This window comes from Cellulomonas sp. P2_F12, assembly GCF_056403775.1.
Genome location: NZ_JBFUEV010000010.1, coordinates 76,830 through 91,455, shown reverse-complemented (window position 1 = coordinate 91,455; position 14,626 = coordinate 76,830). Strand labels below are relative to the sequence as shown.

At 74.0% G+C, this 14,626-nt stretch carries 17 protein-coding genes; 7 read left to right on the top strand and 10 right to left on the bottom strand.

The window, feature by feature from the left end; all coding sequences use genetic code 11:
- Nucleotides 1-44 precede the first annotated feature (44 nt).
- Nucleotides 45-1,004, top strand: a complete 960-nt coding sequence (locus tag AC1DWH_RS17915) for an aldo/keto reductase (protein WP_477094829.1) — start codon at nt 45-47, stop codon at nt 1,002-1,004.
- Here the strand turns inward: AC1DWH_RS17915 and AC1DWH_RS17910 are convergent.
- Nucleotides 1,001-1,297: a primosomal protein gene (locus tag AC1DWH_RS17910; RefSeq protein WP_456844872.1), complete on the bottom strand. Its 297-nt coding sequence runs from the start codon at nt 1,295-1,297 to the stop codon at nt 1,001-1,003. The genes AC1DWH_RS17915 and AC1DWH_RS17910 overlap by 4 nt on opposite strands.
- Nucleotides 1,298-1,398: 101 nt before the next feature.
- Between AC1DWH_RS17910 and AC1DWH_RS17905 the strand changes: the two genes are divergently transcribed.
- Nucleotides 1,399-1,653: a DUF5703 family protein gene (locus tag AC1DWH_RS17905; RefSeq protein ID WP_456844871.1), complete on the top strand. Its 255-nt coding sequence runs from the start codon at nt 1,399-1,401 to the stop codon at nt 1,651-1,653.
- 3 nt (nt 1,654-1,656) lie between these two features.
- Here the strand turns inward: AC1DWH_RS17905 and AC1DWH_RS17900 are convergent, their stop codons facing one another.
- Genes AC1DWH_RS17900 through ald form a run of 4 tightly spaced genes read right to left on the bottom strand, consistent with a single transcriptional unit; the run spans nt 1,657 to nt 7,297 of the window.
- On the bottom strand, nt 1,657-3,003 hold the full coding sequence (locus AC1DWH_RS17900; protein ID WP_477094828.1) for a M20/M25/M40 family metallo-hydrolase: 1,347 nt from the start codon (nt 3,001-3,003) through the stop codon (nt 1,657-1,659).
- A gap of 38 nt (nt 3,004-3,041) precedes the next feature.
- Nucleotides 3,042-5,126: a M3 family metallopeptidase gene (locus AC1DWH_RS17895; protein ID WP_477094827.1), complete on the bottom strand. Its 2,085-nt coding sequence runs from the start codon at nt 5,124-5,126 to the stop codon at nt 3,042-3,044.
- Nucleotides 5,127-5,163: 37 nt separating this feature from the next.
- Nucleotides 5,164-6,168, bottom strand: a complete 1,005-nt coding sequence (locus tag AC1DWH_RS17890) for an NAD-dependent epimerase/dehydratase family protein (protein WP_477094826.1) — start codon at nt 6,166-6,168, stop codon at nt 5,164-5,166.
- Nucleotides 6,169-6,178: 10 nt separating this feature from the next.
- Nucleotides 6,179-7,297 (bottom strand): alanine dehydrogenase, encoded by a 1,119-nt coding sequence (gene ald, locus AC1DWH_RS17885; protein ID WP_477094825.1) that lies wholly within the window; start codon nt 7,295-7,297, stop codon nt 6,179-6,181.
- 170 nt (nt 7,298-7,467) lie between these two features.
- On the opposite strand from ald, the gene AC1DWH_RS17880 reads away from it, so the two are divergent.
- A complete protein-coding gene (locus AC1DWH_RS17880; RefSeq protein ID WP_456844866.1) occupies nt 7,468-7,926 on the top strand; it encodes an Lrp/AsnC family transcriptional regulator in 459 nt (152 codons plus the stop codon).
- Here AC1DWH_RS17880 and AC1DWH_RS17875 read toward each other — a convergent pair whose 3' ends face one another.
- On the bottom strand, nt 7,927-8,829 hold the full coding sequence (locus AC1DWH_RS17875; RefSeq protein ID WP_477094824.1) for an aminoglycoside phosphotransferase family protein: 903 nt from the start codon (nt 8,827-8,829) through the stop codon (nt 7,927-7,929). It lies immediately after the preceding gene.
- 135 nt (nt 8,830-8,964) lie between these two features.
- Between AC1DWH_RS17875 and AC1DWH_RS17870 the strand changes: the two genes are divergently transcribed.
- The 4 genes from AC1DWH_RS17870 (at nt 8,965) to AC1DWH_RS17855 (ending at nt 12,459) form a co-directional block, all read left to right on the top strand.
- Nucleotides 8,965-9,870 (top strand): matrixin family metalloprotease, encoded by a 906-nt coding sequence (locus AC1DWH_RS17870; protein ID WP_477094823.1) that lies wholly within the window; start codon nt 8,965-8,967, stop codon nt 9,868-9,870.
- Nucleotides 9,871-9,922: 52 nt separating this feature from the next.
- Nucleotides 9,923-10,630: an alpha/beta fold hydrolase gene (locus tag AC1DWH_RS17865; RefSeq protein ID WP_477094822.1), complete on the top strand. Its 708-nt coding sequence runs from the start codon at nt 9,923-9,925 to the stop codon at nt 10,628-10,630.
- 84 nt (nt 10,631-10,714) lie between these two features.
- Nucleotides 10,715-12,070: a DNA polymerase IV gene (locus AC1DWH_RS17860; RefSeq protein ID WP_477094821.1), complete on the top strand. Its 1,356-nt coding sequence runs from the start codon at nt 10,715-10,717 to the stop codon at nt 12,068-12,070.
- On the top strand, nt 12,067-12,459 hold the full coding sequence (locus AC1DWH_RS17855; RefSeq protein WP_477094820.1) for a cupin domain-containing protein: 393 nt from the start codon (nt 12,067-12,069) through the stop codon (nt 12,457-12,459). The genes AC1DWH_RS17860 and AC1DWH_RS17855 overlap by 4 nt, the downstream gene beginning before the upstream one ends.
- Here the strand turns inward: AC1DWH_RS17855 and AC1DWH_RS17850 are convergent.
- Genes AC1DWH_RS17850 through AC1DWH_RS17835 form a run of 4 tightly spaced genes read right to left on the bottom strand, consistent with a single transcriptional unit; the run spans nt 12,422 to nt 14,594 of the window.
- Complete coding sequence (locus AC1DWH_RS17850; RefSeq protein WP_477094819.1) at nt 12,422-12,715, bottom strand: YciI family protein; 294 nt, start codon at nt 12,713-12,715, stop codon at nt 12,422-12,424. The two genes, AC1DWH_RS17855 and AC1DWH_RS17850, sit on opposite strands and share 38 nt — an antisense overlap.
- Nucleotides 12,716-12,748: 33 nt before the next feature.
- Complete coding sequence (locus tag AC1DWH_RS17845; protein WP_477094818.1) at nt 12,749-13,570, bottom strand: alpha/beta fold hydrolase; 822 nt, start codon at nt 13,568-13,570, stop codon at nt 12,749-12,751.
- 8 nt (nt 13,571-13,578) lie between these two features.
- Nucleotides 13,579-14,001: a ChaB family protein gene (locus tag AC1DWH_RS17840; RefSeq protein WP_477094817.1), complete on the bottom strand. Its 423-nt coding sequence runs from the start codon at nt 13,999-14,001 to the stop codon at nt 13,579-13,581.
- Nucleotides 14,002-14,042: 41 nt separating this feature from the next.
- Nucleotides 14,043-14,594: a DUF1269 domain-containing protein gene (locus AC1DWH_RS17835; RefSeq protein ID WP_477094816.1), complete on the bottom strand. Its 552-nt coding sequence runs from the start codon at nt 14,592-14,594 to the stop codon at nt 14,043-14,045.
- Nucleotides 14,595-14,626: the final 32 nt, after the last annotated feature.

Below are 14,626 nucleotides of genomic sequence, written 5' to 3'. Positions count from 1 at the left end.
CGTTGCCGCAGATGACACGCGCGCGCCGATTAGTGTTGCGCCTCATGGAACAGCGCCACCTGGGCCGCACCGGTCTGCGGGTCTCCCGGCTCGGGCTCGGCACGATGACGTGGAGCCGCGACACCGACGAGCACGACGCGACGGAGCAGCTCCGCGACTTCACCGACGCCGGCGGCACGCTCATCGACACGTCGGCGTCGTACGCCGACGGCGGCGCGGAGGAGCTGCTGGGCGAGCTGCTCGACGACGTGGTCCCCCGCGACGAGGTGGTGCTCTGCACCAAGGCCGGGATCCGGCGCACCAGCAACGGCGGCGTGGTCGACGCGTCGCGAGGCGGCCTGCTCGCCTCGCTGGACGGCTCGCTGCGCCGGCTGCGCACGGACCACGTCGACCTCTGGCTGGTGCAGACGCCCGACCCCCGCACCCCGCTCGACGAGACGGTCTCGGCGCTGCGCCTCGCCGTGACCAGCGGGCGCGCCCGGTACGTCGGGCTGTCCAACCACGCCGGGTGGCAGGTGGCCCGTGCGGCGAGCCTGCTCGAGGGCGAGGTCGGGCTGACGGCGGTCGAGGCGGAGTACTCGCTGCTGCAGCGCGGGATCGAGCGCGAGGTGGTACCCGCCGCCGTCGCGCTGGGCGTCGGGGTGCTCGCCTGGTCCCCTCTGGGCCGCGGGGTGCTCACCGGCAAGTACCGGCGCACCATCCCCGCGGACTCGCGGGCGGCGTCGCCGCACCTCGCCGGCTTCGTCGAGCCCTACCTGGCGCGGGCCTCGGCAACCATCGTCGAGGCCGTGGCCACCGCGGCGGACGGCCTCGAGCGGACGCCGCTGGAGGTCGCGCTGGCGTGGGTGCAGAGCCGGGGTGTCGCGTCGGCGATCGTCGGGGCGCGCACGGCCAGCCAGCTGCGGGCGTCGATCGCGGCCCAGGACCTGGTGCTCCCGGAGGAGCTGCGGCGGGCCCTCGACGAGGTCAGCGCGCCGAGCCTCGGATACCCGGAGCGGTTCTAGCGGGAGGCCTCGTCGGCGAGGTCGTCGACGTCCGCGTCGTCGTAGTCGTCCTCGTCGACGTCGTCGCCGTCCTCGTCGTCCTCGTCGTCGTCCTCCTCGGCGAGGTAGAACGGCGTGGCCTCGCCGTGCACGGTGCCCAGGGCGTCGTCGTACACCTCGAAGGCGTCGGCCAGGATGTCGTACGCGTCGTCGACCGCCGGGTCGTCCTCGCCGTGCGGCGCGGCGACGGCGGTGTAGTGGGCCTCGAGGGCTGCGATCAGGCGGTCCAGCGCGGCACGCGGGTCGACGGTCATGCGACGACCGTAGCCTCCCGCGAGGCACAATGGCAGCGCGTAAGGTTCTTCGGCACCAGCATCGGGACGTAGGCGCGGCAACGCGCGGGACGGGGTGGTCGATGGCAGATGGACAGACGAGGACGAAGCGCCCGGACTGGATCGCCCAGGGCGGTCAGTACGAGTACCGGGTGCTCCGGATACCCGCCACGACCTCGCGGAACGAGGCGCGCCGGATGCTCACCGAACAGGCCGAGCTGGGCCGCTGGGAGCTCTCCCGCACGCTGCTGTTCGCGGGTGGTGAGCGCAAGGTCTGGCTGCGGCGCAAGGTCATCCGCGTGCGCAGCACCCTCGCCGAGACGAGCTTCCCCGACTAGGGCTCAGCAGGTCCGCAGCAGGCGGTCCAGCACGCGGGTACCGAAGCGTAGGGCGTCGGTCGGCACGCGCTCGTCGACGCCGTGGAACATGCCCGCGAAGTCGAGGTCGGCCGGCAGGCGCAGGGGCGCGAAGCCATAGCCGCGGATGCCCAGGCGCGAGAGCGACTTGTTGTCGGTGCCGCCGGACAGCGTGTACGGCAGCACGGTCGCGTCGGGGTCCTCCGCCAGCAGCGACTCGACCATGCGGTCCACCAGGTCGCCCGAGAACGGGACCTCGAGCGCCGTGTCGTGGTGGAGCCGCTCGATCCGCACGTGCTCGCCCGCGAGGTCGGCCACCGTCTGCGCGAACTGGTCCTCGAGGCCGGGCAGGAACCGGCCGTCGACGGTCGCCTCCGCGGAGCCGGGGATCACGTTCGCCTTGTAGCCGGCGGTCAGCTGCGTGGGGTTGGTGGTGTGGCGCAGGGTGGCGCCGACGAACTTCGAGGCGGGGCCCAGCGCGGCGACGAGCCGGTCGACGCCGTCCGGGTCCTCCGGGTCGAACGGAAGCCCCGTGAGCTGGGCGACGCCCTCGAGCAGCGCGTGCACGGTGGGCGTCAGCTGCAGGGGCCACGGGTGCCGGCCGAGCCGGGCGACGGCCTCGGCAAGGTGCGTGACCGCGTTGTCGGCGTTGACCTGGCTGCCGTGGCCGGCGCGACCGTCGGCGATGAGCCGCATCCAGGACAGGCCCTTCTCCGCGGTCTGCAGCAGGTACGCCCGGCGGCCGTCGACGTCGACGGAGAAGCCGCCGACCTCGCTGATCGCCTCGGTGGCGCCCTCGAACAGCTCCGGCCGGTGGTCGACGGCCCAGCGCGCCCCCATGGAGCCGCCCGCCTCCTCGTCGGCGAACATCGCGACGACGACGTCCCGCGCCGGCTTGCGGCCCTCGCGGGCCATCTGCCGGACCACGGACAGGATCATCGCGTCCATGTCCTTCATGTCGACGGCGCCGCGGCCCCAGACCAGGCCGTCGACCTCCTCGGCGCCGAACGGGTCCACGGTCCAGTCGTCGGCACGCGCGGGCACCACGTCGAGGTGGCCGTGCAGGACGAGCGCGGGCCGCGATCGGTCCGAGCCCTCGAGCCGCACGACGACGCTGGCCCGGCCCGGTGCGCTCTCGAACAGCTCGGGGTCCAGGCCGACCTCGGTGAGCAGCCCCATCACGTGCTCGGCGGCCGCGCGCTCCCCCGGTCCGGAGTCGTCGCCGTAGTTCGAGGTGTCGAAGCGGATGAGGTCGCGGCAGATCTGCACGACCTCGTCCTGGGCGGTGACTGTGCTGGTGGGCGTGCCGGAGGCCGGGTGGGTGACGGGCATGCCCTCCACCGTACCGGCCTCCGACGCCCCGCTCAGGCTCAGTGCGTGGCGGCCCCGAGCAGCCCACGACGGGCCAGCAGCGGGTCGATCAGCGGGTCGCGGCCGCGCAGGTCACGGAACGCCTGCATCGGGTCGAGCGAGCCGCCGCGCGAGAGCAGCCGGGCCCGGAACGTGTCGCCGTTCGCCCGCTCGAGCCCGCCGTTCTCCCTGAACCACTCGACCGTGTCGGCGTCGAGCACCTCGGACCAGATGTACGAGTAGTAGCCGGCCGAATAGCCGCCGCCGAAGACGTGGTTGAAGTACGTGGTGCGGTAGCGCGGCGGGACGGGCGCGTAGTCGACTCCGGCGCGTCGCAGCGCCGCCGCCTCGAACGCCTCGACCTCGTCGACGTCGGTCGGCACCTCGTCGGGAGAGAGCCGGTACCAGGCCTGGTCGAGCAGGGCCGCGGACAGGTACTCCGTGGTGGCGAAGCCCTCGCCGTCCTGCCGGGCGGCGAGCAGGGTGTCCACCCACTCGGCCGGCATCGGGTCACCGGTCTCGTGGTGCCGCGCGAACGCCCGGACGATCGACGGCTCCCACGCCCACATCTCGTTGACCTGCGACGGGTACTCGACGAAGTCGCGCGGCACGTCCGTGCCGGACTGCGAGGGCCAGCGCACGGCCGAGAACAGGCCGTGCAGGGCGTGACCGAACTCGTGGAACAGCGTGATGACCTCGTCCCACGCGAGCAGCGTGGGCTCCCCCGGCGGCGGCTTCGGGATGTTGAGGTTGTTGACCACGACCGGCTGCTCGCCGAACAGCGTCGACTGGTCCACCAGGTTGTTCATCCAGGCGCCGCCACGCTTGGACTCGCGGGTCCAGTAGTCGCCCAGGAACAGGCCGAGCCCGCTGCCGTCGGCGTCGAACACCTCGAACACGCGCACGTCCGGGTGGTAGCCCACGAGGTCGTGGCGCTCGGCGAACGTCAGCCCGTAGAGCGCGTTCGCGGCCCGGAACACCCCGTCGGCCAGCACGCGCTCGAGCTCGAGGTACGGGCGTAGGAGCGAGTCGTCCAGCGACCGGCGCTCCTTCTTGACCTGCTCGGCGTAGAACGACCAGTCCCAGGCCTCGAGCGTCGCGCCCGGCTCGTCGCGCTCGAGCGCCTCCTGCAGGTCGGTGCCCTCCGCGCGGGCGTTGGCGACGGCGACCGGCGCGAGCCGCTCGAGGATGTCCGAGACGGCCTCGGCGGTCTTCGCGGTCGCGTCCTCGGCGACGTAGGCCGCGTGGTGGGGGTAGCCCAGCAGCTGGGCGCGCTCGGCGCGCGTGCGGGCCAGACCCAGGAGGGAGGGCCGGGTGTCGTTCGGGCCGCCCGCGCCGCGTCCGACCGACGCCCGGAACACCCGTTCGCGCACGGCCCGGTCCCGCAGCACCGCGAGCGGCGCCTGCTGGGTGGGCAGGACGAGCTCGAGGAACCAGCCGTGCTCGTGCCCGCGGTCCTGTGCGGCCTTCCGGGCCGCCGCGCGGGCGTCCTCGGCGAGCCCGTCCAGCTCGTCCTCGTCGGTGAGCAGCACGCCCGCCGCGTTCGTCGCGGCCAGCAGGTCGCGACCGAAGGCGGTCTCGAGGCTCCCGATCTCGGCGTTCAGGGCGCGGAGCCGGTCCTGCGCCGCCGCGTCCAGCCCCACGCCCGCGCGCACGAACTGCGTGTGGGTGCGGTGCAGCAGCCAGGCGGTGTCGGGCTCGAGCTCGAGCGCCCCCGAGTCCACGTCCGCCTGCAGCGCGGCCACCCGCGCGAACAGCCGCGCGTCCAGGTAGATCGCGTCGTGGTGGGCCGCGAACAGCGGCGCGACCTCCTCCTCGACGGCCTCGAGCCCGGGCGTGGAGTCCGCGCTGGACTGGTTGTAGAAGCTGGTCGCCGCGCGGTGCAGCAGGCGGCCGGAGCGCTCGAACGCCTCGAGCGTGTTCTCGACGGTCGGCGCAGCCGGGTCGGTCGCGATCGCCTCGATCTCCGCGCGATGCTGCGCCATGCCGGCCAGCAGGGCGGGGAGGTAGTGCTCCTCGCGGATCCGCGCGTGGTCGGGAAGCCCGTACGGGAGGGTGGACGGCGTGCCGAAGGGGTTGTCGGCAGGCAGGGCGGTCGGATTCATGGCGGACATCATCCCCGACGGTTGCGCGGTCCGCCCGTCACGACGTGCGGGCGAGGAAGGCGTCTTCCGCGTCGTAGGCGAAGAAGGTGTCCTCGGGGTCCATCCGCACGAAGCCGGGGAACGCCTCGCGCCAGTCCCCGCGCGACGCGGAGTCGACGAGCCACTCGATGCAGGCCCCCACGGTCTGCTCGTACCGGCCGGGCGCGACGTAGCCGAGCTCCACACCCGCGCGGTGCATGCTGAGGACGACCGGGTGCGGGACCGTCCACGGGGTGCTGCCGAGGTTCCCGTCCGGCGCGCCGGGCAGCATCACGTAGCTGGGGCTGACCCCCATGGCGGCGTCGATCGTCGCAGAGATCTCGGCGACGGTCAGGGCCCGCGGGTCGACGGCGTTCAGCACCCGGTCGCCCGGTCGGGCGGCCGCGAGCCGCGTCAGCTCCCCGAGCACCGACGTCGCCGTCGAGTGGAACCGGCTCTCCCCGTCGTACGCGAGGACCCGCACGTCGCGGCCGTCGAGCGCGCGCTTGACGAAGGTCCACTCGCGCGCCTGCCGGCTGCGAGGCCCGTGGATCGCCCCCGGCCGCAGGATCGTCGCCGCGACCGCCGACCGCGCCCACGCCTGCTCGAGGGCGACCTTGCCCGTCGCGTAGCTGTCGCGCCCGGGCGCGACGGTGGGTTGGTCCTCGTCGACCGGCACGGGGTAGTCGCCGAACTCGTCGGACTCGAACCCGTTCCCGGCGGCGTCGACGTAGACCGCGCCGCTGGAGACGATGACCGCCGACCCGATCCGGTCGGCCCGCGCCACCAGCGGTTCGGCGTGCCGGTCGTCGTACGCGACGACGTCGACGAGCACGTCCACGCCCGACCCGAGCGCGGCGTCGAGCACGGCCGGGTCGGCGCGGTCGCCCACCAGCACCTCGGCCCCGTCCAGGTCGGCGGGGTGACGCGCGAGCACCCGCACGTCCCAGCCGTCCCCCAGCAGCGCGGGCACGACGGCCCGGCCGATCTGCCCCGTGCCGCCGATGACCAGCGCCGTCGCCATGGGCCCGAGGCTACGCGAGCGCGCCCGCCAGGTCCTGGTACGTCGGGTACCCGTGCGCCTGGCCGACCGCGGCGTTGTACAACCGGCCCGCGTGGGTGGTCAGGCCGGCGCCCAGCGACGGGTCGGCGTCGACCGCACCGTGCCAGCCCAGGTCCGCGAGCGCGCCGAGGTAGGGCAGCGTGACGTTGGTCAGCGCGCGCGTGGAGGTCACCGGGACGGCCCCGGGCATGTTGGCGACGCAGTAGAAGACGGACCCGTGCACCGCGTACGTCGGGTCGTCGTGCGTGGTCGCGTGCGTGTCCTCGAAGCAGCCGCCCTGGTCGACCGCGACGTCCACGAGCACGGAACCCGGCTTCATGCGGGAGACCAGCTCGTTGGTGACCAGCCGGGGGGCGCGGGCCCCGGGGACCAGGACGGCGCCGATCACCAGGTCCGCGTCGAGGAGCTCGCGCTCGATGGCGTAGGCGCTCGACGCGACGGTGCGGACCCGCCCGCCGAACGCCGAGTCGGTGTCCCGGAGCCGCGGCATCGACAGGTCGAGCACGGCGACGTCGGCGCGCATGCCCACGGCGATCTCCGCCGCGTGCCGACCGACCACACCCCCGCCGAGCACGACGACCTTGGCGGCGTCGACACCCGGCACGCCGCCGAGGAGCACGCCCGAGCCGCCCTCGTTCTTCATCAGGTGGTACGCGCCCACCTGGGTGGACAGCCGACCCGCCACCTCGCTCATGGGCGCCAGCAGCGGGAGGGACCCGTCCGGCAGCTGCACGGTCTCGTAGGCGATCGACGTGGTGCCGGCGGCCAGGAGCGCGTCCGTCGCGGGGCGGTCGGCGGCCAGGTGCAGGTACGTGAAGAGCACGAGGTCGTCGCGCAGGTAGCCGTACTCGGACGGCACGGGCTCCTTGACCTTGCAGACGAGGTCCGCGCGCGCCCAGACGTCAGCGGCGTCCTCGACGATCTGCGCGCCCGCGGCGGCGTACTGCAGGTCCGTGATGGCCGAGCCGTCGCCGGCCCCCGCCTGCACGAGCACCTCGTGGCCCGAGGACACGAGCTGGTGCACTCCCGCGGGCGTGAGGGCGACGCGGTACTCGCGGTTCTTGACCTCGCTGGGGATGCCGACCTTCATGATGGGCTCCGTCCGGGGGTGTCGTGTCAGCCAGCAGATTCACTGCATTCTGAACTTCCTGTGTTGCAAACGGATGACGAACGCCGATGATTCGCTAGATTGTGCCCATGTCAGTTCAGGATTCGTCGAAAGCGCCCTCCATCGGAGCACGCCGAACGACGTTCGGCGCCGTGGAGCTCGATGACGTGGACCGGCGTCTGCTCAGCGAGCTCGAGCGCGACGGACGCATCTCCAACAAGGAGCTGGCGGCCGCGGCGGGCATCGCGCCGTCCACCTGCCACGCCCGGGTCCGCGCCCTGCGCGAGTCCGGCGTGCTTCGCGGCTTCCACGCCCAGGTGGACCCCGAGGCCGTCGGGCGCGGCCTGCAGGCGATGATCGCGGTGCGGCTCCAGGCGGCCGCCCGCGCCCGGCTGGCGGAGGTGGCGCACCGGCTCGTCCAGCGCCCCGAGGTGCGCGACGTCTACCTGCTCGCGGGTGTCGACGACGTCCTCGTGCACGTCGCGGTCCGTGACTCCCGGGAGCTGCGGGCGTTCGTGCTCGAGCACCTCAGCACCCGTCCCGAGGTGGCCCACACGCAGACGAGCCTGGTCTTCGAGCACGTGCACGCCCCCGGCACGGCCTCGATCTGATCAGCCGGCCAGGCGCGCCCACACCGCTGCCTGCGCCAGGGAACGCCTGGCCGCGTCCTCGTCGCCCAGCACGTCCCAGATCCACAGCGCCGACTCGGTGCAGCGTGCGAGCCCCCACGCGGCGACGCGGTCGACGGCGAGCTCGCCCTCCACGAGCCGCACGCGTTCCCGCAGCACCCGGACCGGGTCGGCGTGCGCGAACGGGTCGTCGACCTGCTCGAGCAGCGGCCACAGGTCGTAGGCCGGGTCCCCGCGCATCGGCTTGGGGTCGATCGCGAGCCACCGATCGCCGCCCCCGTGCAGGAGGTTGCCCGGGTTGAGGTCGCCGTGGACCAGGACGCCGCCGGGCCCCGGCAGCGTGCGCAGCAGCCCGGCCGCCGCGCCGACCAGACCCGGGTCGGCGTCGTGCCGGGCCGCGCGCTGCTCCAGCATCCCCGCCCACGCCCCGCAGACGTCGCGCATCTCGGGCACGGTCAGGTCGGCGTCCGACGCCCACAACGACCGCAGCACGCCGCAGGCCACGGTCAGGCGTCCCGCCGGTGCGCCCGGCGCCACCGCCAACGGGGTGCCCGGCACGACACGCTCCAGGAGCAGCGCCCAGTCGTCGGCGTCCGCGCCGAGCAGCTCGGGGGCACCGTGCCCGTGCCAGGCGCGCAGCGCGGCCGCCTCGTCGCGCGCCTCGTCGTGCGGGAAGGAGACCTTGAGCACCGCGGGCGACCCGTCCGCGCGCAGGGCGGGCGCGCACCACGACGCCGCGCCGCTGGTGAAGGGCTCGCCGATGGTCAGGTCCCAGCGCCGGGCGGCCCGCTCGACCAGCGCGGGCAGCCGCCCGATCCACTCGCGACCCGCGGGCGTGCGGCCCACGCCGTCGCGCAGGATCGCGGGGATCTCGGGAACCGGCACGCAGCGAGGCTAGCGAGGCCCACTGCGCCTCGCGGGTGAACGGGGCGCGTCACGCCCCCGCTCGACCCACGCGCACGACACCCGTGTGTGCGATCCTGCGCCCACCGACGAGCAGCGGACAGGGAGGCACCCGGGGTGAGCGCTGGGGACCAGCAGGGACTCAATCCCTGGGTCGACGCGCGCGGCGACGAGCCGTTCCCCCCGATGCTGCCGCGCCCTCGCGGACCTCTCGAGGACCGGGTCGTGCGCTTCCTCGGGCCGGCCGTCCGCGTGCGCCGCGGACCCCGCATCGGGTTCCTCGTCCTCGTCCTCGCCCTCGCCGGCTCGTTGCTGGTGGGCGGGCGCTGGTGGGTGTCGACCTCGTCGGCGTTCGGGCCGCCGGCCGGGCTCGAGGAGTCGACCCTCCCGCTGGGCGCTCCCCCGGCGGGGGTGCCCGCGGCGGGTGCCTACGCCTTCACGATGCTGCAGCCGGACGGCAGCGGACCCGTCACCTACAGCCCGTGCCGACCGATCCACTACGTGGTCCGGCCCGACGGAGCACCTGAGGGCGGGGCCGAGTTCATCGGCGCGGCGATCGCCAGCGTGTCCGCGGCCACCGGGCTGCAGTTCATCGACGACGGCGCGACGCACGAGCCCCCGAGCGCGGACCGTGCGGCCTACCAGCCCGGCGCCTACGGCCGCCGCTGGGCGCCGGTCCTCGTGTCGTGGTCGACCGCCGTCGAGACCCCCGAGCTCGCCGGCGACGTCGCCGGGATCGCCGGGTCGGCCTCGGTGACCCGCGCCGGGCACACGACCTACGTCACCGGCTCCGTCACCCTGGACAGCGCAACCGTCGCCGGCCTGCTCGGCGCCCCCGGGACCCGGACGACCGCGCTCGCCATCGTCACCCACGAGTTCGGCCACCTCGTCGGGCTGGACCACGTCGACGACCCGACGCAGCTGATGTACCCGACCACCAACCCGAGCGTCTCGGCCTTCGGCACCGGCGACCTCGCCGGCCTCGCGGCGCTGGGCTCCGGCGAGTGCGCGCCGAACGTCTGACCGAACTCTTCACACCGGCGCCGCACGCTCTCTCACAGAACTCCCAGGTCGGGTGGATACCCTCGCGGCGGACCTAGCCAGACCTGAGGAGACCGCCATCCACCGTCGACCGATCGTGCTCGTGCACGGCACCCGTACGTCGTCCGTCATCTGGCGGCGACAGGTGGAGGCGCTCGAGCGCTCCGGTCACGTGACGGTGGCGCTGGACCTGCCCGGGCACGGACGACGGTCCGGCGAGCGCTTCAGCCTCGAGGGTGCGCTGGCCGCGATCGACGAGGCCGTCGACTCCTGCTCCGTCCCTCCCCTGCTGGTCGGGCTCTCCCTCGGCGGCTACACCAGCCTCGCGTACGCGCGCCGGCACGAGGCCAAGGTCGCCGGTGTCGTGCTGGCGGGCTGCTCGACCGAGATCAAGGGCAAGCCGCTCGGCATGTACCGGCGTGCGTCCGGGATGGTCACGCGGGCGCTGCGGCTGGGCGGCGGCGACTGGCACGTGGTCACCGACATGCTCGCGGCGATGTCCGGGTACTCGCCGCTGGCAGACCTGCGGCGCACCGCCCTGCCCGTGTGGCTGGTCAACGGGAGCCGCGACCCGCTCCGGCTGGACGAGCGTCGCTACCTCGACGCCCGGCCCGGCACCCGCCTCACCGTCGTGCCGCGCGCCGGGCACGACGTCAACGCGCACGCGCCGGTCGCGTTCAACCGCATCCTCCTCGATGCCCTGCACGAGCTGCGGAACCGCGGGACCCTCGCCATCGCCTGAACCTCGCGGCCGGGCTGAACGTCGGGACGGGCGCCGGCCCGTGTCGGCGCCCGTCCTGTCGCTGGTCCCGGGCACAGTAGGTCCGTGGACCCCGCGCAGCTCGCCGACGCCTCGCGGCTGCGCACCCGGGCGACCGTCCTGCACGCCGACGCCGACTCATTCTTCGCGGCCGTCGAGCAGCGCGACAAGCCGTCGTTGCGGGGCAAGCCCGTGCTGGTCGGCGGCACCGGGCCACGCGGCGTCGTCTCCACCGCGTCCTACGAGGCACGGCAGGCGGGCGCGCGCTCCGCGATGCCGATGAGCCGCGCCCGGCGGCTCACCCCCGCGGCCGCGGTGCTCTTCCCCCGGTTCGAGGCGTACTCGGCGTACTCGCGGGTCATCATGGCGACGCTCGGCACCCTGTCCGAGCTGGTCGAGCCGTTGAGCATCGACGAGGCGTTCGTCGATCTCGAGGCGGGCCCGTTCGGCGACGACCCCGCCGACGCAGCCACCGACGTCCGGGCCCGGATCCGCGAGCTCACCGGCCTCGCGGTGTCCGTCGGCATCGGCCGGACCAAGCTCATCGCCAAGCTCGCGTCGGACGCCGGCAAGCCCGACGGGCTGCTGGTGGTCGAGCCCGCCGACGAGGACGACTTCCTGCTGCCCCTGCCCGTGCGCGCCGTCCCAGGCATCGGTCCCGCGACGGCCGCCGCCCTGGAGCGCCTCGACGTCCGCACGGTGGCCGACCTGCGTCGCCAGGAGCTCGACGTGCTCACCATGACCGTGGGCGAGTCCTCCGGCGCCAATCTCTACCGGCTGGCCCGGGGCATCGACCCCCGCCCCGTCGCGCCCGGCGGCGAGCGCAAGTCCGTCGGCGCCGAGCGCACCTTCGCCGAGGACATCTTCGGCGCCGACCGCATCGCCGAGGCCGTCGACCGCGTGACGGACGAGGCCCTGCGGCGCCTCACCGCGCACGGCGGCGGGGCGCGGACCGTCGTCGCGAAGGTGCGGTTCGCCGACTTCACCACGCTGACCCGCTCGGTCACGCTCGCCCAGCCGTCCGCGGAGGCGACCGAGCTCCGCGCCGCCGCGCACCAGGCGGCGCGGGCCGCGGGCATCAGCGACTCGGTCCGGCTGCTCGGCGTCTCGTTCCACAACCTCTCCGCGCACGCCCAGCTGACGTTCCCGTGGGACGGCGACGACGAACCCGCGCCGGCGGTCCTCGACGAGCCCGACGACACCCCCGCCACCCGCGGGCTGCTCTCCGCGGAGAACGCCCGGCCGGGTCTGGACGTCGAGCACGACACCCTCGGACGCGGCTGGGTGGTGCACGTGCGGGGGCGGGAGGCGACGGTCCGGTTCGAGTCGGTCGACACCCCGCCCGCCCGGTCGCAGGTGCTCGATCTCGACGCCGACCCGCTGCGGCTGGTGTCGCCGCTGATGCCTACGCTCGACGCATGACGACCACGCGCAACGTCCTGGCCGCGCTCGACCTGCTCCCCGAGCCGTGGCAGCCGCACCGGCTCGCCAGCGTGAACGACTACGACCTCAAGGTGGTCAAGCTCTTCGGGGAGTTCGTCTGGCACAGCCACCCGGACACGGACGAGCTGTTCCTCGTGGTGTCCGGCACGTTGACCATCCAGCTGCGCGACGGCGACGTCGTGCTGGGTCCGCAGGACGTGTTCGTCGTGCCGAAGGGGGTCGAGCACTGCCCCAGGGCCGACGCCGAGGTGTGCGCGCTGCTCGTCGAGCCGAAGGGGACCGTGAACACCGGCGACGCGGGCGGGGACCGCACCTCCGCCCTGCGCGAGCTCAGTCCCGAGCGTCCAGGCGGATCGTCCACGGGGTGACCGACTCCACGACGAGGTGGGAGCCGCTCCACGGGTCGGCGGCCAGGGTCGAGCGCACGTGGTCCAGGGACTCCGCCTCGACGGCGTGCACCACCCGGATCTCGTCGACCAGCGGCCCCCCGAGCACGAGGAAGCCCTGCTCGACGAGCCCGTCCATGAACGCCGCGTGCTCGGTCCAGCCCGCCTGCGCCTCCATCGGCCGGGACGGGTCCCACGAGGATCCGGTCCGCGTGAGCACCACCAGGAACATCGCCATGTCCCGTTGTACCGCGAAATCCGGGTCGACGGTCTACGCGCGGGTGAGTGCCTCGACCCGCGCGACCAGCTCGGGCCACGCCCACTCCGGGGGGACGCCGTGCCCGGCGCCGGGGATCACGAGCAGCTCGGCGTGCGGGATCTCGCGCGCCAGCGCCGCGGCGTGGGCGAGCGGGAAGAGCGGGTCGTCGTCGCCGTGCACCACGAGGGTGGGCGCGGTGATATCGGCGAGCCGGTGTCTCCAGGGCGGGCCCGGGTCGACGAGGTAGGGGTTGGTCACGCTCGCCCGCAGGTCCCGCGCCCGGTCGACCGTGCGCTCGGCGATCTGCCGCTCGAGGGCCTCGTCGTAGCCGCCCCGCTGGAAGGGCCGCTCGAGTTCGGTGAGGTGCGCGACGGCGGCATCGCGGTCGTCCCAGTCGGGCTCGGGCGCTCCGCCGCTGAACAGCTCCCGCAGCTCGTCCGACATGCCCGGTAGCCCGTCCGACCCGGGCGTGCTGCTGACCAGCGTGAGCGTCGCGACCCGCTCCGGATGGTCGAGCGCGAGGAGCTGCGCCTCGACGCCGCCGCCGGAGACCCCGAGCACGTGCGCCCGCTCGAACCCTTCGTCGTCCAGGAGCGCGAGCACGTCCGCCACGGTGTCCGCCATGCCGTAGCCCGGTTCGCCCACCGGCCAGGTGGTGGACCGGCCCTGGTCGCGCGCGTCGTAGCGCAGCACCCGGTGCTCGCGCGCGAGCAGCTCGACCAGCCCGTCCGGCCAGGCGACGAGCCCGCAACCGGCACCGTGCACCAGGACGAGCGGCCGGCCCGCACCCTGGACGTCGACGCACAGCTGCACGCCGTCGCCGACGTCGACCATGCGCTCCGTCACTGCAGCGCCTGCCGGCTGCGCCGGTCGTTCTCCTTCTCGATCGCCGCGACGAGCTCGTCCTTGCTCATCCGCGAGCGCCCGTCGATCTCGAGCTCCTTCGCGACCTCGTACAGGTGCGCCTTGCCGGCGTTGGCGTCGACGCCACCCGCCGTGGGCGCGGTCGACCCGTAGCCCTCCTCGGCGTGCCGGTCGGACGGTCCGGGCTCCTGCTTCGGCCGCCAGCTGTCGCCGACCTTCTCGTGCGTGTGCTTCAGCGCGGCGAACGCGACACGGTGCGCCCGCTCCTCGTCGCCGTCGTACTGCTCGATCGCCGCGTCGTAGGCGTGCGCGTAGGTGCGCTGCGCCCACTCGTCGGAACGCTGCAGCGTGCTGGGCAGCTCGCTCTGCTTGGCGGCGCCGGATCGGGTTGTCTTGGGCACCCTTCGATGGTCACCCGCCGACCCGGACGCCGCCAGTGCAGCTACTTCGTCTCGGCCTGGATCTCGTCGGCTGCGGCCTTGATCTCCTCGGCCTCGGCCTTGTCGAGCGCCTTCTCGACGATCGCCTCCGCCTTGTCCAGCGCCTTGCGGATCTCGACCACGCTCGGGTTGGACACGAGGGCGACGATGCCCGAGTGTCCGGGGGCGATGGCGTCCTGGAGCTCCTCGGTCAGCTCCTTGCGGTGGTGCAGCTCGCGGGCCTTGCCCGTCGCGGCGCCGACCGCGCCCAGCACGGCGGCGCTGCCGATGATGGACGGCGGGAAGATGATGCCCAGCGCGACACCCCCGACGACGCCCCAGCCGAGTCCGCGACGCGTGCTGTGGTCGGTCGCCTTCTGGACCTCGAGGCCGCCGTCGGCGCCGCGCTTGACGACGATGACGCCCTCGATGTCCAGCGTCTTGCCGTCCGCGACCTCCTTGAGGCTCTCGTACGCCCCCCACGCCGTGTCGGTGTCCGCGAAATCGGCCACGAGGAGGGTGTACGCGCCGTCGCTGACAGCGGCGACGACATCGGTGGACTGGTCGTCCGACATGGAGTGCTCCTTCGGTGTGATGTCTGGATTAC